The organism is Bacillus sp. 3G2 (genome assembly GCF_044324725.1).
GTDB lineage: Bacteria > Bacillota > Bacilli > Bacillales > Bacillaceae_G > Bacillus_A > Bacillus_A mobilis.
On sequence record NZ_CP172246.1, the window covers coordinates 1266175 to 1292351 of the forward strand.

General features: G+C 36.3%; 26 protein-coding genes and 1 tRNA gene. 16 read left to right on the forward strand and 11 right to left on the reverse strand.

Translation table 11 applies throughout. From position 1 onward, the window contains the following. Positions 1-2 precede the first annotated feature (2 nt). Positions 3-491: a GNAT family N-acetyltransferase gene (locus ACHZK0_RS06430; protein ID WP_395761347.1), complete on the forward strand. Its 489-nt coding sequence runs from the start codon at positions 3-5 to the stop codon at positions 489-491. 299 nt (positions 492-790) lie between these two features. Beyond that, positions 791-1201, forward strand: coding sequence for a DUF3908 family protein (locus ACHZK0_RS06435; protein WP_262740953.1), 411 nt, complete (start codon positions 791-793; stop codon positions 1199-1201). Between the two features lie 30 nt (positions 1202-1231). On the opposite strand, the gene ACHZK0_RS06440 is transcribed toward ACHZK0_RS06435, so the two are convergent. The 6 genes from ACHZK0_RS06440 to odhA form a co-directional block, all read right to left on the reverse strand. Beyond that, positions 1232-1822, reverse strand: coding sequence for a class I SAM-dependent methyltransferase (locus ACHZK0_RS06440; RefSeq protein WP_395761348.1), 591 nt, complete (start codon positions 1820-1822; stop codon positions 1232-1234). Between the two features lie 91 nt (positions 1823-1913). Then, entirely contained in the window at positions 1914-3455 is a 1542-nt protein-coding gene (locus tag ACHZK0_RS06445; protein ID WP_395761349.1) for a SagB family peptide dehydrogenase, read from the reverse strand. A gap of 16 nt (positions 3456-3471) precedes the next feature. Next, positions 3472-5421: a TOMM precursor leader peptide-binding protein gene (locus tag ACHZK0_RS06450; protein WP_270606428.1), complete on the reverse strand. Its 1950-nt coding sequence runs from the start codon at positions 5419-5421 to the stop codon at positions 3472-3474. Further along, a complete protein-coding gene (locus ACHZK0_RS06455; RefSeq protein WP_395761350.1) occupies positions 5418-7337 on the reverse strand; it encodes a putative thiazole-containing bacteriocin maturation protein in 1920 nt (639 codons plus the stop codon). The genes ACHZK0_RS06450 and ACHZK0_RS06455 overlap by 4 nt, the downstream gene beginning before the upstream one ends. Positions 7338-7462: 125 nt before the next feature. Then, entirely contained in the window at positions 7463-8722 is a 1260-nt protein-coding gene (gene odhB, locus ACHZK0_RS06460; RefSeq protein WP_073517495.1) for a 2-oxoglutarate dehydrogenase complex dihydrolipoyllysine-residue succinyltransferase, read from the reverse strand. Between the two features lie 134 nt (positions 8723-8856). Then, the gene (odhA, locus tag ACHZK0_RS06465; protein ID WP_395761351.1) at positions 8857-11724 is read right to left on the reverse strand and encodes a 2-oxoglutarate dehydrogenase E1 component; all 2868 of its coding nucleotides are present in this window, start codon (positions 11722-11724) and stop codon (positions 8857-8859) included. 816 nt (positions 11725-12540) lie between these two features. Between odhA and ACHZK0_RS06470 the strand changes: the two genes are divergently transcribed. From ACHZK0_RS06470 to ACHZK0_RS06500, 7 genes are all read left to right on the forward strand, one after another. Next, positions 12541-12750, forward strand: a complete 210-nt coding sequence (locus tag ACHZK0_RS06470) for a helix-turn-helix transcriptional regulator (protein ID WP_000428506.1) — start codon at positions 12541-12543, stop codon at positions 12748-12750. Between the two features lie 2 nt (positions 12751-12752). Beyond that, a complete protein-coding gene (locus tag ACHZK0_RS06475; RefSeq protein ID WP_088095605.1) occupies positions 12753-13130 on the forward strand; it encodes a permease in 378 nt (125 codons plus the stop codon). A gap of 28 nt (positions 13131-13158) precedes the next feature. Next, positions 13159-13341 (forward strand): DUF3976 domain-containing protein, encoded by a 183-nt coding sequence (locus ACHZK0_RS06480; RefSeq protein WP_016088828.1) that lies wholly within the window; start codon positions 13159-13161, stop codon positions 13339-13341. A 134-nt stretch (positions 13342-13475) separates the two neighbouring features. Then, entirely contained in the window at positions 13476-13832 is a 357-nt protein-coding gene (locus ACHZK0_RS06485) for a hypothetical protein (protein ID WP_270342452.1), read from the forward strand. 18 nt (positions 13833-13850) lie between these two features. Then, positions 13851-14123, forward strand: a complete 273-nt coding sequence (locus ACHZK0_RS06490) for a hypothetical protein (protein WP_395761352.1) — start codon at positions 13851-13853, stop codon at positions 14121-14123. A gap of 130 nt (positions 14124-14253) precedes the next feature. Further along, positions 14254-14799 carry a hypothetical protein gene (locus tag ACHZK0_RS06495; protein WP_262740962.1) on the forward strand — a complete coding sequence of 182 codons (546 nt, stop codon included), beginning with the start codon at positions 14254-14256 and terminating at the stop codon, positions 14797-14799. A gap of 158 nt (positions 14800-14957) precedes the next feature. Further along, positions 14958-15554, forward strand: coding sequence for a DUF5105 domain-containing protein (locus ACHZK0_RS06500; RefSeq protein ID WP_262740963.1), 597 nt, complete (start codon positions 14958-14960; stop codon positions 15552-15554). Positions 15555-15617: 63 nt separating this feature from the next. On the opposite strand, the gene ACHZK0_RS06505 is transcribed toward ACHZK0_RS06500, so the two are convergent. The 3 genes from ACHZK0_RS06505 to ACHZK0_RS06515 form a co-directional block, all read right to left on the reverse strand. After that, positions 15618-15690: transfer RNA gene (locus ACHZK0_RS06505), tRNA-Val, on the reverse strand. Positions 15691-15878: 188 nt separating this feature from the next. Further along, positions 15879-16103 carry a hypothetical protein gene (locus tag ACHZK0_RS06510; protein WP_262740964.1) on the reverse strand — a complete coding sequence of 75 codons (225 nt, stop codon included), beginning with the start codon at positions 16101-16103 and terminating at the stop codon, positions 15879-15881. Between the two features lie 297 nt (positions 16104-16400). Then, positions 16401-17156: a class I SAM-dependent methyltransferase gene (locus tag ACHZK0_RS06515; RefSeq protein WP_270342426.1), complete on the reverse strand. Its 756-nt coding sequence runs from the start codon at positions 17154-17156 to the stop codon at positions 16401-16403. 365 nt (positions 17157-17521) lie between these two features. On the opposite strand from ACHZK0_RS06515, the gene ACHZK0_RS06520 reads away from it, so the two are divergent. The 6 genes from ACHZK0_RS06520 (at position 17522) to calY (ending at position 22740) form a co-directional block, all read left to right on the forward strand. Beyond that, positions 17522-17749, forward strand: coding sequence for a hypothetical protein (locus tag ACHZK0_RS06520; protein ID WP_149213241.1), 228 nt, complete (start codon positions 17522-17524; stop codon positions 17747-17749). Positions 17750-17904: 155 nt separating this feature from the next. Then, positions 17905-19191: a D-alanyl-D-alanine carboxypeptidase family protein gene (locus ACHZK0_RS06525; protein ID WP_262740966.1), complete on the forward strand. Its 1287-nt coding sequence runs from the start codon at positions 17905-17907 to the stop codon at positions 19189-19191. A 191-nt stretch (positions 19192-19382) separates the two neighbouring features. Further along, the gene (gene sipW / locus ACHZK0_RS06530) at positions 19383-19952 is read left to right on the forward strand and encodes a signal peptidase I SipW (RefSeq protein WP_071722212.1); all 570 of its coding nucleotides are present in this window, start codon (positions 19383-19385) and stop codon (positions 19950-19952) included. 62 nt (positions 19953-20014) lie between these two features. After that, complete coding sequence (locus ACHZK0_RS06535; protein WP_270342412.1) at positions 20015-20605, forward strand: TasA family protein; 591 nt, start codon at positions 20015-20017, stop codon at positions 20603-20605. Positions 20606-20761: 156 nt separating this feature from the next. After that, positions 20762-21574 carry a DUF4047 domain-containing protein gene (locus tag ACHZK0_RS06540; RefSeq protein ID WP_270342406.1) on the forward strand — a complete coding sequence of 271 codons (813 nt, stop codon included), beginning with the start codon at positions 20762-20764 and terminating at the stop codon, positions 21572-21574. A 572-nt stretch (positions 21575-22146) separates the two neighbouring features. Next, on the forward strand, positions 22147-22740 hold the full coding sequence (calY, locus tag ACHZK0_RS06545; protein WP_076536050.1) for a biofilm matrix protein CalY: 594 nt from the start codon (positions 22147-22149) through the stop codon (positions 22738-22740). Between the two features lie 69 nt (positions 22741-22809). Here the strand turns inward: calY and ACHZK0_RS06550 are convergent, their stop codons facing one another. Both ACHZK0_RS06550 and ACHZK0_RS06555 read right to left on the reverse strand, forming a co-directional pair. Continuing rightward, positions 22810-23133, reverse strand: coding sequence for a helix-turn-helix domain-containing protein (locus tag ACHZK0_RS06550; RefSeq protein WP_071722219.1), 324 nt, complete (start codon positions 23131-23133; stop codon positions 22810-22812). A 79-nt stretch (positions 23134-23212) separates the two neighbouring features. Next, complete coding sequence (locus tag ACHZK0_RS06555; protein WP_000276217.1) at positions 23213-23347, reverse strand: anti-repressor SinI family protein; 135 nt, start codon at positions 23345-23347, stop codon at positions 23213-23215. Positions 23348-23689: 342 nt separating this feature from the next. Here ACHZK0_RS06555 and inhA1 point away from each other — a divergent pair, with 342 nt between their 5' ends. Continuing rightward, on the forward strand, positions 23690-26077 hold the full coding sequence (gene inhA1, locus ACHZK0_RS06560) for a M6 family metalloprotease immune inhibitor InhA1 (RefSeq protein ID WP_262740970.1): 2388 nt from the start codon (positions 23690-23692) through the stop codon (positions 26075-26077). Positions 26078-26177: the final 100 nt, after the last annotated feature.

Below are 26177 nucleotides of genomic sequence, written 5' to 3' on the forward strand. Positions count from 1 at the left end.
AAATGTTTGTAACACTTCAAACAGTTCAAGAATCAGAAAAAGAAATATTGCGTAATTTGTATGCACTATATCTTCATGACCTCTCGACATTCACTCCTAATATAAAGATTGGGGAAAATGGTTTTTTTGAATACGAAGATTTGCACATGTTTTGGGAAAATGATGGAATTACTCCGTATTTTATTAAAGGTAATAATGATATTGTAGGATTTTTATTACTATTGGAACGCCCGTTTTTGAAGAAGGAAAACGACTTTGGCATAAATGACATTTTCATATTGAATCAGTACAAAGGGAAAGGAATTGGTAAACAAGTTATTGAGAATGTATTAAAAGAGAAAAGGGGACAATATTTCGTTATCGAGCTTGTGAAAAATGTACCAGCAGTTTCTTTTTGGAAGAAAGTATATAGGGAGCTAAACATCGAATTTGATGAGAAAACACAGTTAATCGATGATGAAGAATGTCTCGTTCAAACGTTTAAAATATAATGAAATCGATGCTCCTAGTATATTACTTTGAAACTTAACTTTATCCCGCGTTAACGGACAGTAAAACTCCCACCTCAAAATTCAGTTGGGGCAAAGAAGTTAGGTGGGAGATCAACTGTCCGTAAACGTCCGATTGGTGAAGGCTAATAATCAGTAGGGGATGAACAAAACCCCCACTGATTAAAGTTTCACTTTATTGCGAATATACCGTTCACCCTTGAAAACATAGTACTTATCGCTTATATTTTCATATAGTATTTATTTTTAAATAAAGCAATGGGCGAACCAGGGGGCACAGTATGGCAATTAACATGAAAACAATCGAAGAATGGATTGCTGAATCAAACGCAAGACAGGAAGAAGACTTTGGAAATGTTGTGGAAGAGATGAAAGAAGTATGCGTCGGACTTGATAATGCGACATTAATTTATACGAAAAATGTATTTTGTTTCGGTAAGAAAGTAGAAGTATTGTTCTTCTTCCAAGATCATGTCGTGATCGGACAAGAAAAAGATGAATATGTTGAAATTGAAAAATTAAAGTATGAAGCTATTACAAATAGCAACTTAAAAACAAATGATAAAAATACAACGTTACAATTAAAGTTTGCTAACGGACAATCTATCAATTTAGATAGTTTAAATGATAACTACGGTACGAAAAACTGGTTATTTGCAAGACAAATTAAGAGTATTTTTAAATTAATCTAGTAAAAAAGCAGACCTTGAAAGGTCTGCTTTTTACTTGTTTCCTATTACACAAAGGCATCCTCTTTCTTCGAAACATTTTACGCTTGTAAATCCTGTTTTATAAAATAGGTTTATTAATTCTTCAGTCGTATTACATTTCTCCATATGATATTGAATTTTGAAAGTTTCAGCCACTAATAAAAAGGATCCGTTCGGTTGTAAGATGCGAAATACTTCGTTTATATCTTGTTCCACATCAGGCCAAAAGTAGTGTGTTTGAAAAGCGGTAATGAGATCGAAGAAGTTCGTATGATAGGGAATAGAAGAGACACTGGCTTGTTGAACAATGACTTTTTGGTTTTGAACATCTTTTATATTCGTCTGTATAGAATTTTTTACAGCTTGACCGGAGTAATCAATTCCGTATATTTTCCCAAACGGAATTCGTTTTGAAAGAGTATGTATTGTTTTACCTCCGCCACAGCCGATATCTAATACGACCGCATCTGTCTGTATATGTATTTTTTGTAAAGCCCAATTTGTTAGCCTCGTATGTGCAGTGTTCATAATACAAAGCATGGAAGAACCAATTGTTCCACGAGGTTTTTTTGCTTGCTGGATTAATCGTTGTAAAATACTCAAGTTAAACTCTCCTTTTGTGTAAGAATATATACTCATTTCGCTTTTTATAAATTAAGTCCTTTAAAAAAGCACGCCGTTCACCGGCGTGCTTCTAATTACGTAAATCCCCTTTTAACCAATTTCGCGCTCGATATGCCCCGACAGGAATTTGAATGAGAGACGTTTCATTTCTAGTATCTATCCCGTATAACTGATCACATGAATTTGTATCAAAACTAAGTAAAGGATGCCCGCCCATCCCCATCGCGGTCGCTGTAAAAACGAGTTTATGAACGAGTATACCAGCTTCCATTTGGTGAATGCGATATCCTCTATAGCCTAATGCATTTGTATAGTAATCTTTCTTTCCGACCACATGTAGGCAAAGCGGTACTTGAAAAAGATTTACGTTATCCATCGTCATACTGGATTGAAGGGGATAACGAAGGTCTCCATATCGAAGTGGTTGTATGGAATGATTTTTACTGTTGTAAGCATAAGCGCCGTTTTCTATATCTTTTACGTTATAAAAACATCCATATAAGGAGACTCGTGCATTTTCATTTACATACTGACCATCAAGGTCGTTGTAATAAGGGAAGGAGAGGCTCGCTTCTTGTAGTAAAGTAGCGAGCCCTGCTGCATCCCATTTCGTTACAGTAAAGTCAGCATCAGGGGAATATCGTTCTTTACAAAGTTGTAAGAAATCATACGATAACCGTTCTACTTGCGGCAACTGTCCAGCATGCGCATGATGTTGATAGTGCTCTTCATGATGTAGTGTGTGGAAGTGTGCTGTTGATTCGATCATAGAAGCTTCATTTATTTTTGTTATCATAGGATGTTTATCTACTTGTTTTGATCGAACGAAATGTTCGTGTGCTAACGGCGGAATTTGCTGCAGTAATTCATGAGAAGTAACCGTGTTAGTATCATGATCATCATTGTGAAACCAATCATTTTGCGGTTTTGTACTTAAAGGAACAACAGCATACACACTTTCTTCGCCTTCTGACAGTCCGAGTAAATGATTGATTGCACGGTCTAGAAACTGAAAATATACGCCATTTGTGTAACCGAATTGTTTGGCACATGCAAGTAATTGTCCGATGAGAACACCACTATCTAATCCTTGAAGACGATATGAAAAATTATTGTATTTAAAGAAGTTTTTCCAAAACATAGTAGATACAAATGCAGCACCAAAACAAGACTGTATGTTACAACGATTGCCGAGTGCTTCCGAAAGATAAGAATCGAAATTTCCTTCGCGAAGTAAAATAAGTCGGTGGTGCGCGGCGTCGTAATGGTAAATGCCGTTTGGATAATCGTTAATCTTTAAATATATATACAATTCATTCGGATATAAAGCGCCGCCAGAAGGGATAGATCTTCGGAATAAAATTTTCTCGCTATTTAGCTGACATAACTGGGTTAAACCAAATGAGTACCAAAGGTAATGACCAATCTCCTTCAAAGTAGTTGTAGTAGAAGAGTTAGGTAAAGATAATGGGATTTCTAAAGGGAGAGGGATGACAGGTACATTTCGATATAATTTATAAGGAAGTGGTGCATCTTCCCAGTCCACTTCATGGTTCGGCATAATTTCGTCTATAGCAAAATGGAGATGATGTAAAAAAGTATCCAGCTGCATAGAATCCCCTCCTTTACTATGGAAACGGGTGCGGATGTGGATTTAATTGTTCATTCGTTAAAGGCTCAGCGCTATATCCAAGCGTCATCGGTACGGTATACACTCTATCTAGTCCTGTAACCCGAGTGAGATGGTGACCGAACGTCATCGGTAGCATGCCTGGAACAATGACTTTTACACAATGTAATCCGTTTTTTTCTATAAGAGGTACTGTTTGATCTACAACGATTACTTCAAGTCCAGCTTGCTGTAGACGGTTTAAAAGTTGATGAAGATCGGATGTTAAATCTAGATCAAATGATTGTAACCCGTTCATTTCTTGGAACGTTTGCACGGGTGCATCGTCACGTAAAAGGAAGTGAAGACGTTCTTCCGCTTCTTTCAATCCGTACAGCATACTATGGTCTTCCATTTTATTTACAAGATAAGGGTCTTGTAAGCAGTTTTCGTAGTGCTCTCTTTTTTGTTCGAGTTCATCGTCTGTTATTAGTAACATACCTGCTATTTCGTGAATGGCACTCTTTAAAGCGCGGACAGGGTCTAAATGAGAGCCTCCCGCACAAACAACGTTCATTCCATTTTCACGCGTATTTTTCGCAATTACCCATAAGCTTGGGATCCCGTGTTCCATCGTTGCGTTAAAAGCATGTAACTCATATCCAGTAATCGTGTACAGCCTTTGAATCATTAATTGTAATTCCGTATCATTTGCTGAACTAAGATCAAGGCGGGGGAGAGGTAATTCCGCATACCAAGTGAGCAAAAAGGCGTCACGCTCTACAATTTCTAAAATGCCGTGAAAAATTGCTTCTTCTAAACTACCACCAATAGCACATCCATTTGATGTTTCATATACGTAAGCATCTCGATGACCGAGGCTATAATAAGCGATTGATTCAGGAATTAAAATCGGCTGGTTTTGTAATAAAGAGTAGCCCCATACCCAGTTTTGTTCATAGTCAGGATCAAACGGTTTAAACGGAAAACTATTACGATTATAATGTTCACTTGTATGTACACCGAGTGAGAGGGGATTCAGTGCATGATCCTCTAACTCACGAAAACTGCCGTGTACATTCGTCTTTTTTCCTCGAGGTGACATACCACAATATCGTTCTAAACCTTCTAAAATAGCAGTTGCTTCACTTATTGCAAATGAATGAGTTCGGCCTGCGACACCTTCATTTCCAAACATTAATGGCATGTTTATAATAACGTCAGCAAATGGTAATAAAGAATGCTGCATTTTTCCGTTTAACATACCGACCCGATAATCTAAATAATCTCTCGTTAAAAATGTGTTTAGTTCATGAATGGAACGACAGCGATACGTTGTTTCGCTTGTTTTTAAGCTCGGTTGTAACGAAATCGCTGCTGCATCTGCTGTATCATCAGGCAAATTGCTACATACAGGGCAGAGCGGATCGGGAAGAAAAGAATGCCGCGTACATTGCAGTGTTTGTAAGTTTAGTAAAATGAGTTCATTTTCTAAAGAAGAATGGTGATGAGTTAATATTTTCTCTGTTTCTGCACGAATAAGATGGCACATTTGTAACATCCCATTTTGGGTGGCGCGTACATCACGCCTTGTGACATTATCTGCCTTTAACGCATATTTACGCTGTAGTTCCCACATTTCTTGTTGATCAAAGCCAGCGATAAACCGGCGTCCATCAGAGCAGTTGGAACAGCCAGTTGCAAGAGGATGAATGTAAGGACCGATAATACCTTCACCAAATGAAGTGAATGCACGTAGCCATGGAATATGATTCGATCGAAACATTAGCTCGGCATCATGATGAATAGAAGAAGGAGAGCCATCATGTAGTACGAGAGCGAGATGAATATTTTCTGGGAGTTCTTCTGTAAGGCTATGTTGACGAATGATAGAATATTGTTTGCATAGTTGATCATGTACATAGTTTGCAAGTAAGCCATCTCCTATAAGCAATATATTTTGATTCATAGACTGTCCTCCTTTGCAATTAATACCCCGTACACACCATCTAAGTTTTCTTTCAAAAATGGTTCAATAGCTAAATCAAACACGAATGGATAAAAATTATGTTCTTCTAAATGTTGCAAGGCAAGCTGTACAGATTGCGTGCTTGGAATTTCTTCTTCTGCTTGTATTTCTAACCTAAAAGAATCCGTGTCATATAAAATAATAGAAGATTCCGGTAAGATATTAGCTCTGTATGGAGTCTCTTCATTTTGGATATGAAGAAGGGATAGTTGTAGTGCGTTTCGTAACGCTAACGTTGTATTAATATTAGATGCGCCGTACCATCGATCATTTATACCGACCCAAACGACTGGAAAGCTCAGAATCTCTTCACTTACTGCTATTTTAGGTGTTTCATGAATTGTAGCGAGAGCATCGTAATAAAATCTACAATGTGTATCATGAATTTCGGTTAAGTCAACCGTCGTAATTTCTTCTAGCATATGTGACTGTCGCTCATACAATTTATTATTTAAATGTTGTTGTAGCGCCCGGTATACACCTTCTGTCATCGTTTCTCCAGCGCCAATACCGATATCATTATGTTCAGGAATAAGGCGGTGCATAATTTCCGCGACATAAGTTTCAATTCCTGCTAAACCAGCTTCTCGGCGTGCTTCATTATGAGTCAAACCACCACAAGTCATAAGAGGCAGGAGGGAAGCAGGACCATCTGATAGTGGATTAGCTACTTGAATATTGCATTGTGATAACGGTAATTGATATAGATCTTGTTCATCCCATACATGGAATAAACCAGCTTCTTTAGAAGTTAATGAGTCGAAAAAGCGGAATAAATCAGTTGAGGTATGTTGGTTGGACCGATGCTCAAGTTGTTCAGAAAGATTTTCTATCGTATCAATTGTAAAACTTTCATCAGTTGCGAGAGGATGTTTTATAAAAGGATGCCATGCCCCTTCGAGTGTTTCGTAATTTAATAAAAAGAATTGTGGTTCTTTTTCTCGGTAAGAATCATCAGCGACATGCTTAAGTAATTCAAATACGATTACATTTGCTAACATTGCAGATGTAAGTGGTGAAAAGGATGCTGATGAATGTTCATTTTGTAAAGTCGTTTCATGTAGCCGGTGCCATGCGGATTCCCAGCATTCTTCATGATTAGCTGTTACGATAGGGCCAGCTATACCAAGTGCTGATAAACAGACGGCTGGTATGAAGTTCTTTCCTATCTCTCTACAAATCATGTGAACTGCTCTTAAACCTTCAATATCTCCATTTTGAGAAACGTACAAAATCCAGTCGAAAGGCTCGAACACTTCATGCAGGGGACGATCAATTGTCGTATCAATTTCTTGAACAAGGACAGTATCATCAACTTCATATGCAAGTTCTACTAGTTCATGAATGCGGTCGTAACTCGTTTCCGTATAATCTGTAACAAGGTAGTGAAAGGTAGGTAATCCTGATTCTAATAAAGAAGAAACTAAGGAAGTAAGCATATCTCCAGAACCAATTATAAGGACGTTTGCCGAACGGTACGTTTCAAATTTTAGAGCACCTGAATGAGAATCAGCTTCTAAAAATTCAATTTGTGAAGCGTATCTATCAAGTAATGCGCTATTTAATTCATGAGGTGCATCTTGACTTACATCCCGAACGAAACCATTTTCATATAAAATCTCTCCGATTTCAAATACACGATTTTGATAGGGGAGAGGGAGACCGTCGGTTATTTCTGCTAAAGAGTAATTACCGTCAAACATTGGCATTAATTTTTCAATCCAGTTGTAAATTCCATCACCGTCCATACGAAATGAACTGGCGTTATTTCGAAAATAGACACCCCCGTTTGAGTCGGGGAGGAAGAAAGTATCCTTATTAGCTTTAAGCTTTGCATCAATTGGAAGGTTACTCATTTTAATCCTCCTTACGTTTTAAGCATACATTATTAGCTTATGTTATGAAATTTGTCCCGTATGAACGCAATAAAAAAAGGCTGTAGAATGATTCATTCTACAGCCTTTAATAGATTATTAATCTATCAACCTTCTAATAATAATGATTTTGGATCTTCAAGCATATCTTTAACAGCAACAAGGAAGCTAACTGCTTCTTTACCATCAACAATACGGTGATCGTAAGATAAAGCGATGTACATCATTGGACGGTTTTCCATACGTTCTGCATCAATTGCAACTGGACGTACTTGGATTTTGTGCATTCCTAAAATACCAACTTGTGGGCTGTTTAGGATCGGTGTTGACATTAGAGAACCGAACACACCACCGTTTGTAATTGTGAATGTACCACCTTGTAGTTCTTTTAATGAAAGTTTGTTATCGCGTGCTTTCATACCTAAATTACGAATTTCACTTTCGATTTCAGCGAAGTTTAATTGGTTAGCATCGCGTACAACTGGAACAACTAATCCATCTGGAGCTGCTACTGCAATACCGATATCATAGAATTTTTTAATGATAAGCTCGTCGCCTTGAATTTCAGCATTTAATAATGGGAATTGTTTTAATGCTGCAACAACTGCTTTTGTGAAGAATGACATGAAGCCAAGACGTACATCATGTTTTTTCTCGAAAGCGTCTTTACGCTCTTTACGTAATTCCATGATTGCAGTCATATCAACTTCGTTAAATGTTGTTAACATTGCAGATGTTTGTTGAACTTCTACAAGGCGTTTTGCAATTGTTTGACGGCGGCGGGACATTTTCACGCGCTCAACTGGTTTTTCAAATTCCGTTTTTGCAACTGGAGCAGGAGCTGGGCTTTTTGGAGCAGCTGGTGCTTCTTTTGGTGCTGCAGCATGAGCTTGTACATCGTGTGGTCTCACACGTCCAAGTGGATCTGTGCTACGTACGTCATTTAAGTCGATTCCTAATTCACGAGCCATTTTTCTAGCAGCTGGTGATGCGATAGGACGGTTCGTATTTGGTAAACCTTGTAAAGTTGCAGCTTGCTCAGTAGTTGGAGCCGCAGCTTTCGGTGCTTCAGTTGTTTCTTGTTTTGGTTGCTCAGCCACTGGTGCAGGTGTACTTACTGCAACTGGTGCTCCGTTTGCATCTAAAATTGCGATAGTTGCGCCAACTTCAACTGTATCCCCAGGTTCGCCTAGTAACTTCGATACAATACCTGAATCTTCTGCAATGATTTCTACATTGACTTTATCAGTTTCAAGCTCAACAACGCTGCCACCTTTCTCAACTTTGTCGCCTACGTTGATAAGCCATTGTGAGATAGTTCCTTCAGTAATAGATTCTGCAAGCTCAGGTACTTTAATTTCGATCATTTTAAATGTCCTCCCCTTATTTGCCTAACGGTGTGTTTTTTCTTCTTTTGTCTTCGGTAATCTCCATTTGTTAGCCCGCCCCTCGGGCAGAGTATCCGTCCGGGGAGCAAGCTAGAAATCTTCATTGTTACTTTTTAGTTGCTGAAAACTTCAATTTCTAGTTTATCTTGACGGAAGTTATACTTCACATCTAAAGCGTGTGCAACAATTAGTTCTTGCTCAGCTTTGTGAGCGAATGGATCGCCACCAGATGGGCTAGAGCGATCTGGACGTCCAATATAACCTGTTTTCACTTTATCTCCAGCAAGTTCGAACAGAATTGGAGCCATGTAATGCCATGCGCCCATATTACGAGGTTCTTCTTGAACCCAAATAATTTCTTCTAAGTTTTTAAAGCGTTTAATAATAGATTGAACTTTCTCAGCAGGGAATGGGTACAGCTGTTCAATACGAACGACATGAACTTCATCTAAGTTGTACTCATGTTTACCAGACTCAATTTCTGCAGCTAAGTCAATCGCCATTTTACCTGTGCTTAAAACAAGACGTTTTACTTTGTTTGGTTTCGTGCCAAGGTTTTCTTGTTCTAGAGCAGGTTGGAAACGTCCTTCGCTTAACTGACTAGCAGTTGAAAGCGTAAGTGGGTGACGTAATAAACTCTTCGGCGTCATTAATACTAACGGTCGAACAGCTTCTGTTCCTAAGATAGATGCTTGACGACGTAAAATATGGAAGTATTGTGCCGCGCTCGTTAAGTTTGCAACTGTCCAGTTATTCTCAGCAGCTAACTGTAAGAATCGCTCTGGACGTGCACTAGAGTGCTCTGGTCCTTGACCTTCATAACCGTGTGGTAATAGAAGAACTAAACCAGATTTTTGACCCCATTTTGCTCTTCCAGCTGAAACATATTGATCAAATAATGCTTGCGCAGTATTTGAGAAGTCACCGTATTGCGCTTCCCACATAACAAGAGTTTCTGGAGCGAATACGTTATAACCATACTCGTAACCAACAACAGCAGCTTCTGATAACGGACTGTTATGAACAGAGAATGAAGCGTTAATGTTTGGTAAGCGATGCAATGGTGAATATGTTTCATTTGTATCCGTATCGTGTAATACGATATGACGGTGCGCGAATGTACCACGCTGTGAATCTTGACCAGTTAAACGAATTGGCGTACCTTCTTGTAAAATAGAAGCGAATGCTAATGACTCAGCAAGTGCCCATTCAATTTTACCGTTCTCTTCAAGAGCATCTTTACGGCGCTCAAGAATTTTCTTCACTTTTGGATATACGTTAAAGCCTTCTGGCCAAGATAGTAGACCTTCATTAATTGCGCGAAGTGAGTCAATCTCAACACCAGTATCAATTGGCTGAATGCCTTTTGCAACAACATCTGGTACTTTAACATGAATTGTTGCATCGCTCGTATCAGCTGGTGGTACTTGTGCATAGTCAGATTTTAATTGCTCTTGTATAAACTGTGTAATTGTTTCAACCTCATCTGCATTTAGAACACCAGCAGTTTGTAATTGGTCTGCATAAATCGCTCTTACAGTTGGGTGGTTTTTAATTTTTTTGTACACTTGTGGTTGCGTAACTGCTGGGTCATCCATTTCGTTATGACCGTAGCGGCGGTAACCAATTAAATCGATTAAGAAGTCTTTTTTGAACAATGTACGATATTGAATCGCAAGGTTAGCAGCAGCAAGACAAGATTCTGGATCATCAGCGTTCACGTGAACAATTGGAATATCGAAACCTTTTGCAAGGTCACTTGAATATTTCGTAGAACGAGAATCATAGCTATCAGTTGTAAAACCAACTGCATTGTTTGCGATAACATGGATTGTTCCGCCTGTTTGGTACGCGTTCAATCTGCTTAAGTTCAATGTTTCAGATACAATACCTTGACCAGGGAATGCAGCATCACCATGAACTAAAATTACGAATGATTTTGAAGTGTCTTGTTCTGGAAGACCAGATTTTTTACGATTCTCTTGAGCTGCACGTGCGAAACCTTCCACAACAGGGTTAACGAACTCAAGGTGACTCGGGTTATTTGCTAATGTAACGCGAGTGCTAACTTCTTCGTTACTAACGACTTGTTCTCTACCTAAATGGTATTTCACGTCGCCAGTCCAGCCAGAGTTAGCCACTGCGCCTTCTATTTTTGCATGTTTGAACTCAGCAAACATGTGACTATATGGTTTTTCTAATACGTGTGCAAGTACGCTTAAACGACCGCGGTGAGCCATACCAATCATGACATCTTCTACGCCATTTTTAGCACCTTCTAGCACAATTTCATCTAGAACAGGTACAAGCATATCAACGCCCTCGATAGAGAAACGCTTTTGCCCAACGAATGTTTTATGCAAGAATTGCTCGAAACCTTCAACAGCTGTTAAACGTTTTAAAAGAGCAGTTCGTTTTTTATTTGATAGTGGTTGACGCAATGAATTTGATTCCACCATTTGATGCAACCACGCGCGTTCTTCACTATCTTGTATATGAGAAAATTCATAAGCTAAAGATTTTGTATAAACGTCTTTTAATCTATGAATTACATCAAGTGCAGTGTGAATACCTTCTGGTGCATCTTGCCATACTGTCTTTGCTGGAATCGCTTTCAAGTCAGCATCGCTCAGTTCGTTCATTGCCTTCTCAAGAAGAGATTGTCCATTTGCAGCATCTTCCATCGGATTGATGTGAGCCAACGTATGCCCGAAAGAACGAATCTGTTCAACAAGCTGAACGACTTTAAGAATTTTTTCAATGTTCCCTGTGTTTTGAGGAGAAAAATGTGTTGCTGTGTTGTCCCCTGTTACGACATCATCTTGAAACGAAGGAGCTCCAAAAATTTCAAAAAGCTCTTGTAATTCCGGATCAACAGAACCTGCTCCAGTTACGTAAAGATCATACTGCTCAATAACATAACCAAGGTTCGGACCGTGGAACTTGGCCCAAGGGTTTGTCGTTGTATTCTTCCTCGTCATTTGTTTAAACCTCCCAATGCATATAATCCTTTTTCCATACAAAAAGGTGCATTTTGCTCTTTTCAATAATTGATGAACCAAGAATCAATGTAAATGTTTTCTTTACTCTTATGTTATTACAATAATTTACATAATACCAAACACTATTACTTATCTGTTTTGTAAAAAAACATTCACAATAACTTATCACCCAAGTTAATCTTTCATGTTATAAAGTAATTTTACAGAAAAATGGGGTGGATATATTTGGTATACCTATACGAATAACTAAAATTGTTGCATGTAAATATAAGTATAATAGTTAGAATGTTTCGATAAAAATGAGTTCGAATTATGTATATTGAAATAATAAGCGCTTTCATTGATATTATACAACAATATAACGGAATATAGTATAAAAAATAAAAAATTATGAATTTATCGTAAACTTTATTTAGATAGTGTTAAATATCGAAAGGAAAGTGAAGGATTTCTACAAAAAAAGTTGTTAAACATAAAAAATGCTTCATAAACAGTTAGTTTCTATAAATATGACGAAAAACACTGTAAAACGGGTAACGCATTTCGTGGAATAAAGAGATAAATGAAATATTTTGAAAGGATAAAACAAATAGGGAGATATTAAATTTTAAAAAAAGAGAGGAGGAGATATAGTAACGGTTATTTACAGTGTTCCGCGTTTCATTTCAAAATAGACGTGCTGAAACTGAAAAAGTTTCTTCTATATAAATAGAACGAAAAATGAATGTAAAGGAAACTTGACGTAAAGTTTACTTTACATATATACTCGGTATAAGGAAGGAGGGAGAAATTTCCTTGGAAAATAAAATGGTCGAATACCGCAAAAAATTTGGACTATCTCAAGAAAAATTGGCTGAGAAACTCGGAGTTTCTAGGCAAACCATCATTTCAATTGAAAAGGGAAAATACGATCCATCACTTCCGTTAGCATTTGAAATAGCAAAAACATTTCAGACAACGATAGAACATGTATTTATTTATGAAGGGAAAGAAGAGGGGGAATAGGGATGAATTATTCACAAAAGTATTTTGTTATTATGGGTGTTATTTTTCTATTCATGAGTGGATTTATGATATTATCAGGTATTATGACGCATTCCGCACCACCAACTCCAACGTATACAGTGCTTGCGATGATGATCATGTGCTTTTGCTTAAGTTACTTACATCCACAATTTAAAGAAAAAGACGAGCGGATGAAATTAATTCGTTATAAAGGCATGTTCTTTAGCTTTTTTGCGTTAACAGCATATTATCTTCTTTTCTCTTTCGGCTTAAACTTAAAAATAATTACACTATCTGCTACTGAACTATTGAACATACTTATGGCACTTACGATGAGTACCGTCTTTATCTCATTTGTTGTTTTAGCGAAAAGATATTAAGATGGAAGAAAGAAAGGAAGATTAACATATGCAAATGTTGTATGCTTTTGGAATGGGGCTTGTATTATTTTTAGCCGTATTCTTGTTTATTCGTAAAGACGTGCAAGGTGGGACGTTAACGAAAAGAGGCTTTTATAAAATGATCGGCTGTTTAGTTGTTATGTTTATAGCGATTATCGTAATGATCGTTTTAATAAATCAGTCACTATAAAATTAAAAAATGGAACCTTACTTTAGTAAGGTTTTTTCTTTTTGTGTAAAACCCTAAAAATCCCACTAAATCCATTTACTACATATAATTGATATTATATAATTTAATAAAATGATAGATAGGGAGAATAGTATATGAATAAAAAAACTATCTTCTTTTTATTAACATGTCTACTACTTATAGCTAGTATTACTTATATAATATGTAACAAACGAGAACAAGTGCCACCTATGTTAGTATGGGAGAATCAAGAATACTACGTTACGAATGAACCTGCCGAAGCTGAAAAAGTTGGAAAAAGGCTCGGAGAAGTAACGAAGAAAATCAAAACAAGTAAAAAACCTACTAAAAATAGTGAATCCAACATATTACAAGAAAAAACAGAAGTATTCACAATGGTAGAAGAAAAAGGTCCTCACTCACCTTTAATCATAAAGGAGCCTCATAGTGACGAATATAGAATAGTGAGACCGATGTTACATGTACTATAAAGTGAAAAGGAGACTCATATGCAGACAGTAACTTCATATCCATGGTCGTTAAGAAAAACGTTTGTCTTTTTCCTTTGCTTTATCCTTCCGCCAGTCGGTGCGATTTTCATTGTAATGAATAGAGAGGCGCTACAAAAGAAAGATTTCATTTTATACTTATTATTTGCTGCTATTAATATATCGCTTTGGTTATCGCTTATGATCTTTGAGTGGAGGAGTATGTGGATGGTAGCGGGACATTATGTGCTGGGAGCAATTGTGATTGTTGTTTCGAATATGAATAAGAGATAAGCCAGCAACCTTGAAGGTGTTGGTTTTTATTTTGCTACTTATCCCGCTTTAATGGGCAGTAAGACCCCCACTGATTAAAGTTTCACTTTATAATGAAGAAACAAATTTTTAATAGAGAGTAGTGGGAGTTATGAGATGGAAAGAGGGAACGTTTGAAAAAATCGAAACGAATGACTCATCTATTGAGCAACTTATAAACACGTTTAAGGCACAAAACTTAAATGGTGGCGCAATAATAAGCTGTTTTAAAGTATATAACGAAAATTTTTTCAAAGAAATACCGCATTTGAAAGATGGATACGAGCACTTCTTTAGAAGAATCTTCAACTCTTTAGATATAATGCATAACTTAGAAGAGTTAAAAATACATACGTCAGAAAAATATAAGTTTCAATTTCAATATAGAAGCGCGGTAATGCTTGATGGGAGTATTGCATTTCAAATTATAAGAGGAGGAGCATATAAATACTTTCCAGATAGAATGGTAATCGCGAAGCAATTAGCGAGCGATGTATGCCAATACATGTTCCAAGATCGGTATGAGGATATTATAGTATTCGAAAGTCATGCTCCTTGGACAGATTGGTTTTACGATGTTGCATGGGATGCTACTTGGATGGTATTAGATAGTAAGGAGCAGAAAATGTGGTTCATTTGTGCTACGGATACGGATTGATAGAAGCGGGGCCTTGTAGGAATGCTGCAAGGCTCTTTATCTTTTGGGAATGAATAGAAAGTGAATCATATAAATGCTATACTAAAAAATGTTTGTAATGTCAGTTTCATACTATTATATAATGCTGACTTACTAGAAAAGATAAGAGGAGAATGAGCATGCAAAAGATAAAAAAATTATTGCTGTTAATAATGGTAGTAGGATTAACAGTAGGTGTTTTAGCAGGATGTGCAAATCCGAAAGATACTACAGAAGAATTTTTAACAGCGATACAAAAAGGTGATGTAGAAAAGGCTCGTACATTTGTTGAGAGTGACAAAGAATTTAATAAACTAAATGAAAAAACAGATGATGCTGAGGCAAAAGCAATGCTGAGTGCAATTACGAAAAACTTTAAATTTGAAAAGTTAGAAGAAGTATCGAAAAAAGATGACAAAGCAGAAGTGAAAGTGAAAATTACATCTGCAGATCTATCCGTTGCTGTAACAAAAGCAGTGGGAGAAGTTATGCCAATGGCCTTCGCTAGTGCCTTTAGCGAAGACAAAGAACAATCTGAAAAAGCGATTGAAAAAACGATGACATCAGCAATCGTCAAACACTTATCAGATAAAGATGCAATCATGGCAACTCGCGAAGTTACATTGAACTTAAAGAAAAACAAAGATGGTGACTATAAAATCGTTGCAGATGATAACTTGAAAGAAGTATTGTTTGCTAATGCGAAGTCTTTGGAGAAGATGTTTGGTGGGAAGTAATTAGCTTAGATAAAAAAGAGAAACCATATCACGTAGAAGGTTGATATGGTTTCTCTTTTTTTATGACCCCGGAGAGGCTCGAACTCACGACCTCCACCCTGTCAAGGTGGCGCTCTCCCTGCTGAGCTACGGGATCTTCAAAATCATTATGTACTTGCACTTTTAATCATTATGTTAAAGCAATTATATACAATTGACTGAAAATTTACAATATTTTTCGTGTAGTAAGTTTTTAAAGAGGTAGTGTAATAGAAGATAGTTTTTATTTTAGAGGTGCATTAGTATGTATGTTTTTATGTCTAATAAATAGAAGGTACTGAGGTGTTATGACTTCCGATACCAATCTAAAGGCCCTTCATCACTCAAATCAACAAGAAAAGGTAATAAGAAGTGTAAAGGTAAGCTTAAAAGTTCTGGCATAGCGTTTATTGTTTTCTTTGATAGATATTGCCTTCCTAAACAATACGGACAATCTTTTTCAAATGTCACGAGTATCGACCATACATCTTTTACTTTCCATTTCGTTTTACAATACGTACAACGCGCCATGAAATCCCTCCTCGTTACAGTTGTTACCTAATATATTCTATTTCGTTGTAATAAAGTCAAGTGTATTGGTGTGATAAAATATAAGTTTTTTGTAAAAAATAATAAAGCTATTACATTTCATTACCTAAAACAAGCATAACCCCGTTCTGAATTTAGGACGGGGTTAAAATATAATTGTTTAATTTTAAATATAGTGTACGGCATTGTACTCAACATATAACAATAAAGCTAAGGTTTATTCAATGATCGTGCCCGATTGGTGAGAACTGTTTAAAGTTCTACTTTATGTCCGGCTGTTTACACATTGCCCATATAGCTTCGCGTTAAGTTTGGAAGAATAATTTTTCCATTCTTACTGTATTTTTCGAATAACTCTGATAGGAGAGAAACAAAGTTTTTATACTCTTCGTCATTTTCTTTCGGAGCATAGGACGCTGATAAATTTCTTCCTAAGAAGCCTTCATAATCAAAAAATAAATCATTTTGATATTCTTTAAACTCATACTTTCCATCCTTAAAAAAGCTTTTAAAAATTTCTGGAGTTTCTTCTATTCCACCGCTAAATCCTTTGAAGTTTGGGCAGGTTTTCTGGCAAATTTCTGCATTCTCTTGAATAATCGTGTTAGTTAAATCTCTACTATTCCAAACAAGAGCAACATTTGCCTTTTGTTTCAAAATTCGTTGGCATTCGATTTTGAAAGCTTCTTTATTAAACCAATGAAATGCTTGAGCAACAGTTACTAAATCTACACTATTTTCTCTTAAAGTGGTATGTTCGGCAGTTGCTTTTATGGATTGAAAACGAGGATACCATTTTAACGATTGTTCTGCCATTTTTCTCATGTCATCATTTGGCTCAACTCCAATAACATGCAAACCACTTTCAAGTAGTTGGTGGCTAAATATCCCCGTACCTGAACCAATATCGGCCACAATTTGATTCTCATTTAGTTCGTTAGCCGAAAGTAAATAATCAATATATTCATTGGGGTAACTAGGGCGATATTTCGCATATATATCGGCCTTGTCAGTAAAATTTTCTGTTGTTTTCACAGTACGACCTTCTTTCCAATGATATTATGTATAAAAATAGGAAGAAAATAGTGATTTTCGCATCAAACTCTAAGTCTACAACGTAAGAGTCCAGCAAAATGGAGCTGCCTTAGTTCACTTATTCAAATTATACTATTTTACATGATATCTTCCAAAAGACCATGATTTCTTATTCATCTAAATGGTCAAATTGTTGAATAATATGGCCACTTCCATATCGCACGTAGGTTATGTAGGGTAATAGATTTCGATTTTCAATATCCCAATTGGCCAATATATCCTTTTTACAATTTACTTAAAATCATGTATAACAGAGATACAAGATTATTTTATAATTATTCAGAAGTAAAGGGAGAATTATTGTAATGGTAAGGAAAACGTTCAAGATGCGCGTATCTAGAAATAGAACGATTTCGATTAATGGCTCGATTCTTGATGTGGATGTTACACATGATGAATTTTTACAAGAGTTTGTTGAGTGGGTCGATTCTAAAGGCTGGTCGTTTATGGGGATGACAGATGAGATTACACCCGAGGAAGCTAGTCAAAATTTAATAGATTCATTGGTTGATGAGAAGGATAAGAAAGAATAATTCCTTCTTATTTTTTACTGTATATTTATGTTCTTCATCGTAAAAGTATGATATAGTAAAAAACAGCGAATGTTCTTCCAATTTAATACAAATTACATATAGATTGGTAGATTCAGTTTTTTAGCTGTGAGAGTATAGTGAAAAGGGAGAGTCATATGGTAAATTTTAAGAAAATTTTGGCTTTTATTACCGTTATTTGTTTATTTTTTTTGACACCTATGACGTTACGTGCTGAGACGAATATTGGAGTGAATCCAGAGCAAGTGGCACCACCACCTGCGGAAGGACCAAATGTTTTTAGTCAGTTTGCAACTGCGATTGATGCGAAAACAGGAGATGTTTTGTATGACAAAAATGCACATCATCGCGCATTTCCAGCAAGTATGACGAAAGTGTTAACAGCGATTTTACTTATGGAGCATACAAAGCCAGAGGATCAATTTACGTTTTCACAATTAGCATTAGATCAAGAGAAGAGTAATTATCAAATTGAGTTTCAACCTGGTGAGACGATTAATCGTAATACTGCGCTTATGATTTTAATGGTGCTGAGCGCGAATGATGTGTCGTATGCGATTGCGGAGCGTATTGGCGGAAGTGTTGAGAATTTCGCTCATATGATGAATGAGAAAGCGAAGCAATTAGGGGCTACAGATAGTCACTTTGTCACACCAAATGGATTGCATGATCCGAATCATTATACAACACCATTTGATATGGCTATGATTACGAGAGGTGTGCAAAAGTATCCTGAAATTTTGCAAGCAATGAATACGAAAAGAACGACAGTTACGACATCTAGACAGACTGTGTCTATTTTTAACAAGTCTACTTATTTTGAAAATCCATATAGCATTGGCGGGAAGACGGGTTTTACAAATGAAGCGCGTAATACACTCGTTTTATTAAATGAGAAGGATGGCAATCGTATTATAAATGTAGTAATGGCTTCTCAAAGACCTGAAATTTATGAAGATTTGAAGCAGATGGCGGACTACTCTTTCGGTCAATTTGTGAAGCAAACTGTACTAGATAAACATAGCTGGCATCAAAAGGCAACGTATTTAAATAAAGATATCGATAGCGAGCTTGAAAAAAGTGCAGAGCTTATGCTTAAGAAAGATGAAGGGAAAAATGTGAGGACGATTTTCCGTGCAGCTTCATTAGATAAAGATTCTTTATATCATAAAGGAATTCATCGTGGTGAAGTAGTTGGGGCAGTTGATATTACGAAAAATAATCAAACAATTGCGACGGTAAATGTTCTTTCTAAAGAAGATGTTACTTTTGCGATGCCTAAAAAAGATATGGCTGAGCCTGAAGTAAATGAATCAAATGTGAAAATAATAAGCATTGGGATAGGCGCCGCTGTACTATTTGGAGCCATTTTATTTGTAGTGCTACGCCGAAATACAAAAGGAATGAAATCAGAAGAAAAATAAATTACTAGTTAAAAGGCTGTGAAGAGACTTTGTCACAGTCTTTTTTATATGTTTGAAATAACTAATAATTGTAAATTTTCTTATTGCATTTATGTGTTGTTCGTTATATTATTTAGTTGTGTTCTCGTTAAAGAACAAGATGGGTATTATATACTTCAAATAATATAAAACAACGGAGAGGGAGAGAAATGATGAAATTCGTTTGGAAGATTATTAGCAACGTTATCTCATTTGTTTTATTTGCATTGATGATTTGCTTAGCTTTTGTAGTTATTTCTTCAAAAGCGAGCGGTGGGGATCCAACGGTGATGGGATATCAATTTAAATCAGTGTTATCAGGATCGATGGAACCGACATTTTTAACAGGATCAATCATTGCGATTGAGCCAACGAAAGATGGTTCTAAATATCAAAAAGGCGATGTTATTACCTTTAAAGAGAAAGACGAAAAAATTATCACTCACCGTATTATCGGTGTGAAAGATACAAATGGAAAAGTAATGTATGAAACAAAAGGGGATAACAACAACGGTGCTGATTTAGAACCAGTACTTGCGGAGAATGTCATTGGGAAATATGCGGATATTACAGTTCCTTATGCAGGGTATGCATTAAATTATGCGAATTCAAAAGCTGGAGCTGCTTTACTTCTTATTATTCCAGGAATCTTTTTACTAGGCTATTCAGCGATTTCTATTTTTAGTGCGATTCGTAGCATCGACGGAGAAAAGAAAGAGAAAAAAGTAGAACAATCCGTCTAGTTCATTTGGTTATACTTTCCGTTTAGGAAGTTGACAAATATATAAATCAAGGGGATATGGACATGACTTTAAAGAAAAAATTAGGGATGGGTATCGCATCAGCAGTATTAGGAGCAGCACTAGTTGGCGGAGGAACATTTGCATACTTTAGCGATAAAGAAGTGTCAAACAATACATTTGCGTCTGGAACACTGGATTTAGCGCTGAATCCATCAACAATTGTGAAAGTGGATAATTTAAAACCAGGTGACACAATTGAAAAAGAGTTTAAATTAGAGAATAAAGGTACATTAGATATTAAAAAAGTATTATTAACTACAGAGTATGATGTAGAAGATGTGAAGAAGGATAATAAGAAAGACTTTGGCGAAGACATTGAAGTAGTTTTCTTGAAAAATATTGATAAAAAAGATGAAGTAATTAAGAGAACGACATTGAAAGATTTGAAGAATAAAACAGTGACTGCTGCAGAAAATGATTTAGTAAGTTGGTTATGGCCTGAGAAAGGTATTAAAGCAGGAACTAATGATTCATTTAAAGTGAAATTCCACTTTATTAATAAAAATGAGCCTCAAAATGAATTCCAAGGTGACAAACTTCAATTAAAATGGACATTTGAAGCACAACAAGGCGATGGAGTGGAGAAAAAATAAGCAGAAAAAGAGACTATCAAAAATGATAGTCTCCTTTTTTGCTAAAAGGGAAATGTAAAAAGAAAGATAATTTCTTATATCATTTTATAATTCACTTTATTATAATAAAGGTATAGTTCTTGATAAAGAACAAGTTGTTCGATAGGAGAGATTAAAATGCTGAAGCCACCTCGCAAATTCAAAAAGATGCTTATATTGCCATGTTTGTGTTCGATTACTTTTTATTTAGGCTCTCAAATGATGACTTATACAGAAGCGGCTTTCGTTCATGAAACGCAAGTAAAGGCTACCATTTCGACAGCAAGTATTTTTCCAAAAACAGTTGATCAATTAACAGAACAAGCTAAGAAACATAAGGAAGTTATTTTGCATGAGTATGAAGGAATGAAATCAAAAGTAACTGCTACTTCCACTCAAGAGTTAGAACAGACGCTTGTTACGTGGAAGCAAGGGCGGGAGAAAATAGTTGCTGAGAGAGAATTGTTACAAAAAGTATATGTATCAATAGAAGGTCCTTTTAATCAGGTGCAAGAAGCGTTAAAAGGAAATAAAAATGAATCGAATAAGCAAGTATTCTCGTATGTGAATGCTGGCTTCCATATAGTGAAAGACAATTGTGAGTATGTTGATAAAGAGGTAAAGTTACAGGCGATCGATAAACAAATTCAAGATTTCGAGAAATTACTAGTAGAGGAAACAGCAAAACTAGAAGAGAGTAAGAAACAAGAAGAAGCAAAAAAACTAGAAGAGAGTAAGAAACAAGAAGAAGCAAAAAAATTAGAAGAGAGTAAGAAACAAGAAGAAGCGAAAAAACTAGAAGAGAGTAAGAAGCAAGAAGAAGCGAGAAAGCTAGAGGAGAGTAAGAAGCAAGAAGAGGCGAGAAAGCTAGAAGAGAAGAAACAGGAAGAAGCAAAAAAGCTGGAAGAGAAGAAGAAACAAGAAGAACAGAAAAATAAAGATAGCAAGTAAATACAGCAACATTTCAGAGGGAATAGAGGGTATACAGCCGAATAGGTGAGAGAGCATTGCGACTCACCTATTCGGCGTGTCTTCTTTATCCCGCTTTAATGGGCAGTAAGACCCTCGCCTCAAAATTCAGCGAAAGCAAAGAAGTTAGGCGGGGGGCGGTCTGCCCATAAAAGTCCGATTGGTGAAGGCTAATAATCAGTGGGGGATGAAGAAAACCCCCACTGATTAAAGTTTCACTTTATTGTAACAATACACGCCAAAATCTAGCAGATACGAGAAAACTGGTTGGCAGCATGATGGTGAAGGATAATAATAAGTATAGATAGTGAAAATCAATTCATGTTTTTATTTATTTCTCAATATTTTTTAGAAAATTTAAAATGATATTGAGAAATAAAAATAACTGAAAATACTAATAAAAAAATGTTGTATTTATATAGTGTTGTTCGTTATAATGAACTTAAGGTTTTTAAAAGAGAACAAACATTAGCTAAGCTAATATAGTTTTCTTTCTGTCCCTTATTGAAAAATAAAGGGGTAAAAATATAAAAAACAGCTAGGGGGAATTGATTGTGAGTCTGAAAAAGAAATTAGGTATGGGAGTTGCATCAGCGGCACTGGGGTTATCTTTAATTGGTGGAGGAACATTTGCATACTTTAGCGATAAAGAAGTATCGAATAATACATTTGCAGCTGGGACGTTAGATCTTACATTAGACCCTAAAACGCTTGTAGATATTAAAGATTTAAAACCAGGGGATAAAGTAAAGAAAGAGTTCTTATTAAAGAATAGCGGTTCGTTAGCAATTAAAGATGTACAATTAGCGACAAAGTATACTGTGACTGACTTGAAAAAAGATAATGCCGGTGAAGACTTTGGTCAGCACATTAAGGTGAACTTCATTTGGAATTGGGATAAACAAAGTGAGCCTGTATACTCAACAACATTAGCTGAGTTACAAAAAGAAAATCCAGATGTTTTAGCTAAAGCAATCTTTGCTCCTGAATGGGGAGAAAGTGGTGGTTTAGCAGCTGGTACTGACGATTACTTATGGGTAGAATTTGAATTCGAAGATAAAGGTGATCAAAATAAATTCCAAGGTGATTCATTGAGCTTAGAATGGACATTCAATGCTCATCAAGGAGAAGGCGAATCAAGAGAATAAATCAAAAAGCGGGTATCCCCCGCTTTTTTTTATAAAGAAAAAAGAAGTGCCGGTTGTAAGCACTTCTTTCTATTTATTATCGTGCTTCCATTTTGTAAATTCAAGAAATTCACGAAATTGTTCTTTGGAGACACCTGAGCTCATCGCATCTTTAACGAGTTGTGTCCATTCGGAGTCTAAATGATTTTCCTTTGTTGTTTCATCATGAAGTAGAGTGTCAACTGGAATTTGTAGAACTGCTGCGATTTTTTCAAGAAACTGAATGGAAGGGTTTTTTTGTAAATTTCGTTCTATAGAACTAATGTAAGATTTAGCAACGCCAGCTTTTTCGGCAAGTTCAGTTAATGAAATACCTTTTTGTAAGCGAAGGCGTTTTATACGTTCTCCAATCATATTTGCGCACCTTTCTATCAATATGTCGTCGTCTTATGATGTCATTATTATAACATAAACTTCGTTAAAAAGAACAAACCTATTGAGCCTGACTGGATGGCTTCATACGTTGGAAAAAATGTTCGATATCTTGCAGGGCGATACCAGCGTCTAGAGCTTCAAGTATTAAATCAATCCATTCTTGGTCCAGTGCGTCAGTCTTATCTTTGTACAAATGTAATTCCTCCCTAATTATCGGTCATAACTGCTGCTACAGAATATATGATAATGCAATTGCATTTTGTGTTTTATATAGTGAATTATCAAATATTTTGTAGATAAAACAAAGATAAAATCCCCATTAAATTCCCTCTATGGCGATTATAAAGTTTCTGACAAATATTTTCAATATTTTCAGAAAACATTGTTGAATTGTGATATATTCGTATGCTAACTATGGAATTTTTACAAATATATTAAAAACATTACATAATATGACTAAATATTGAAAAAATATTGAATTTTTAATAAAATTCAATTTGTAATACATATTATTTATTAGGGGAGGAAATAAGGGATGAACAAGAAACCGTTCAAAGTTTTGTCATCAATCGCTTTGACAGCTGTGTTAGGTCTTTCATTCGGAGCGGGTGGCCAGTCTGTATATGCTGAAACACCTGTGAATAAGACAGCTACGAGCCCAGTTGATGATCATTTAATTCCAGAAGAACGTTTAGCAAATGCGTTAAAAAAACGTGGGGTAATTGATTCGAAGGCTTCCGAGACAGAAACAAAGAAAGCTGTCGAAAAATACGTAGAGAACAAAAAGGGTGAAAATCCTGGGAAAGAAGTATCAAATGGGGACCCACTTACGAAAGAAGCATCTGACTTTTTAAAGAAAGTGAAAGATGCGAAAGCAGATACGAAAGAAAAGTTAGACAAACCAGCAACAGGAACACCTGCAGCGACAGGACCAGTTAAGGGTGGTCTAAATGGTAAAGTACCAACTTCTCCAGCAAAGGGAAAAGAATATAACGGTGAAGTTCGTAAAGATAAAGTACTCGTTTTACTTGTAGAGTACGCTGACTTTAAACATAACAATATTGATAAAGAACCTGGTTATATGTATACTGACGATTTTAACAAAGAACATTATGAGAAAATGTTATTCGGTGATGAGCCATTCGCATTAGAGGATGGAAGTAAAATCGAGACGTTTAAACAATATTACGAAGAGCAATCTGGCGGTAGTTATACAGTAGACGGAACAGTTACAAAATGGTTAACAGTTCCTGGTAAAGCTGCTGATTACGGTGCAGATGGTGCGACAGGTCATGATAATAAAGGACCAAAAGGACCACGTGATTTAGTAAAAGATGCATTAAAAGCAGCTGTAGATAGTGGTATTGATTTATCAGAGTTTGACCAGTTCGATCAGTACGATGTAAATGGTGATGGAAATCAAAAACAACCAGACGGTTTAATTGACCACTTAATGATTATTCATGCGGGTGTTGGACAAGAAGCCGGCGGTGGTAAATTAGGTGACGATGCAATTTGGTCACATCGCTGGACTGTTGGACCAAAACCATTCCCAATTGAAGGGACACAAGCAAAAGTTCCATATTGGGGCGGAAAGATCGCAGCATTCGACTACACAATTGAACCAGAAGATGGCGCAGTTGGTGTATTCGCACATGAATATGGTCATGATTTAGGTCTTCCAGATGAGTATGATACAGACTATACTGGTGACGGTGAACCAATTCAAGCTTGGTCTGTTATGAGTGGCGGAAGCTGGGCGGGTAACATTGCAGGAACAACGCCAACGAGTTTCTCACCGCAAAATAAAGAGTTTTTCCAAAAAACAATCGGTGGTAACTGGGCAAATATCGTAGAAGTAGATTACGAGAAATTAAATAAAGGTATCGGTCTAGCAACATATTTAGACCAAAGTGTTACGAAATCAGCAAGACCAGGTATGATTCGTGTTAACTTACCAGATAAAGATATAAAAACAATTGCGCCAGCATTTGGTAAGCAGTATTACTACAGCACAAAAGGTGACAATCTTCATACAAAAATGGAGACGCCACTATTCGATTTGACAAATGCAACGACTGCGAAATTTGATTTCAAGTCATTGTATGAAATTGAAGCAGAGTATGATTTCCTTGAAGTGCATGCTGTAACAGAAGATGGCCAAAAAACATTAATCGAAAAACTTGGCGAGAAAGCAAATAGTGGAAATGCCGATTCAACAAATGGCAAATGGATTGATAAATCATACGATTTAAGCCAATTCAAAGGCAAGAAAGTAAAGTTAACATTTGAGTACATTACAGATGGTGGGTTAGCATTAAACGGCTTCCTACTTGATAATGCATCACTAAATGTAGATGGTAAAGTAGTATTCTCTGATGATGCAGAAGGTACACCGCAGTTCAAGTTAGATGGATTCGCTGTATCTAATGGAACAGAGAAGAAAAAACATAACTACTATGTAGAGTGGAGAAACTATGCTGGTTCAGATAACGCATTGAAATATGCTCGCGGTCCAGAATACAACACTGGTATGGTTGTATGGTATGCGGATTCAGCTTACACAGATAACTGGGTTGGTTTACATCCAGGACACGGTTTCCTTGGCGTAGTTGATTCTCATCCAGAAGCGATTGTTGGAACTTTAAATGGTAAACCAACAGTGGCAAGTAGTACACGATTCCAAATCGCTGATGCGGCGTTTTCATTCGATAAAACGCCAGCTTGGAAAGTTGTATCTCCAACGCGTGGAACGTATACGTATAATGGCTTAGCAGGCGTACCGAAGTTTGATGATTCGAAAACGTATATTAATAAACAGATTCCAGATGCAGGACGTATTTTACCGAATCTTGGCCTGAAGTTTGAAGTAGTAGGACAAGCTGATGATAATTCTGCAGGTGCTGTTCGTTTATATCGTTAATAAAGTAAAACTACCGAAAGATTTTCTTTCGGTAGTTTTTTTGTGAGCAATGAATTTTATATAAAAGAAGAAATTATATATAATGTAACTTTACGAATTG

Coding starts and splice junctions, on each gene's coding strand:
- ACHZK0_RS06550 (WP_071722219.1), bottom strand. CDS start 23,133: ATGATTGGAGAACGTATAAAACGCCTTCGCTTACAAAAAGGTATTTCA.
- ACHZK0_RS06520 (WP_149213241.1), top strand. CDS start 17,522: ATGGTAAGGAAAACGTTCAAGATGCGCGTATCTAGAAATAGAACGATT.
- inhA1 (WP_262740970.1), top strand. CDS start 23,690: ATGAACAAGAAACCGTTCAAAGTTTTGTCATCAATCGCTTTGACAGCT.
- ACHZK0_RS06430 (WP_395761347.1), top strand. CDS start 3: ATGTTTGTAACACTTCAAACAGTTCAAGAATCAGAAAAAGAAATATTG.
- ACHZK0_RS06435 (WP_262740953.1), top strand. CDS start 791: ATGGCAATTAACATGAAAACAATCGAAGAATGGATTGCTGAATCAAAC.
- ACHZK0_RS06485 (WP_270342452.1), top strand. CDS start 13,476: ATGAATAAAAAAACTATCTTCTTTTTATTAACATGTCTACTACTTATA.
- ACHZK0_RS06500 (WP_262740963.1), top strand. CDS start 14,958: ATGCAAAAGATAAAAAAATTATTGCTGTTAATAATGGTAGTAGGATTA.
- ACHZK0_RS06445 (WP_395761349.1), bottom strand. CDS start 3,455: ATGCAGCTGGATACTTTTTTACATCATCTCCATTTTGCTATAGACGAA.
- odhA (WP_395761351.1), bottom strand. CDS start 11,724: ATGACGAGGAAGAATACAACGACAAACCCTTGGGCCAAGTTCCACGGT.
- sipW (WP_071722212.1), top strand. CDS start 19,383: ATGAAATTCGTTTGGAAGATTATTAGCAACGTTATCTCATTTGTTTTA.
- ACHZK0_RS06510 (WP_262740964.1), bottom strand. CDS start 16,103: ATGGCGCGTTGTACGTATTGTAAAACGAAATGGAAAGTAAAAGATGTA.
- ACHZK0_RS06540 (WP_270342406.1), top strand. CDS start 20,762: ATGCTGAAGCCACCTCGCAAATTCAAAAAGATGCTTATATTGCCATGT.
- ACHZK0_RS06535 (WP_270342412.1), top strand. CDS start 20,015: ATGACTTTAAAGAAAAAATTAGGGATGGGTATCGCATCAGCAGTATTA.
- ACHZK0_RS06490 (WP_395761352.1), top strand. CDS start 13,851: ATGCAGACAGTAACTTCATATCCATGGTCGTTAAGAAAAACGTTTGTC.
- ACHZK0_RS06525 (WP_262740966.1), top strand. CDS start 17,905: ATGGTAAATTTTAAGAAAATTTTGGCTTTTATTACCGTTATTTGTTTA.
- odhB (WP_073517495.1), bottom strand. CDS start 8,722: ATGATCGAAATTAAAGTACCTGAGCTTGCAGAATCTATTACTGAAGGA.
- ACHZK0_RS06450 (WP_270606428.1), bottom strand. CDS start 5,421: ATGAATCAAAATATATTGCTTATAGGAGATGGCTTACTTGCAAACTAT.
- ACHZK0_RS06475 (WP_088095605.1), top strand. CDS start 12,753: ATGAATTATTCACAAAAGTATTTTGTTATTATGGGTGTTATTTTTCTA.
- ACHZK0_RS06480 (WP_016088828.1), top strand. CDS start 13,159: ATGCAAATGTTGTATGCTTTTGGAATGGGGCTTGTATTATTTTTAGCC.
- ACHZK0_RS06455 (WP_395761350.1), bottom strand. CDS start 7,337: ATGAGTAACCTTCCAATTGATGCAAAGCTTAAAGCTAATAAGGATACT.
- ACHZK0_RS06495 (WP_262740962.1), top strand. CDS start 14,254: ATGAGATGGAAAGAGGGAACGTTTGAAAAAATCGAAACGAATGACTCA.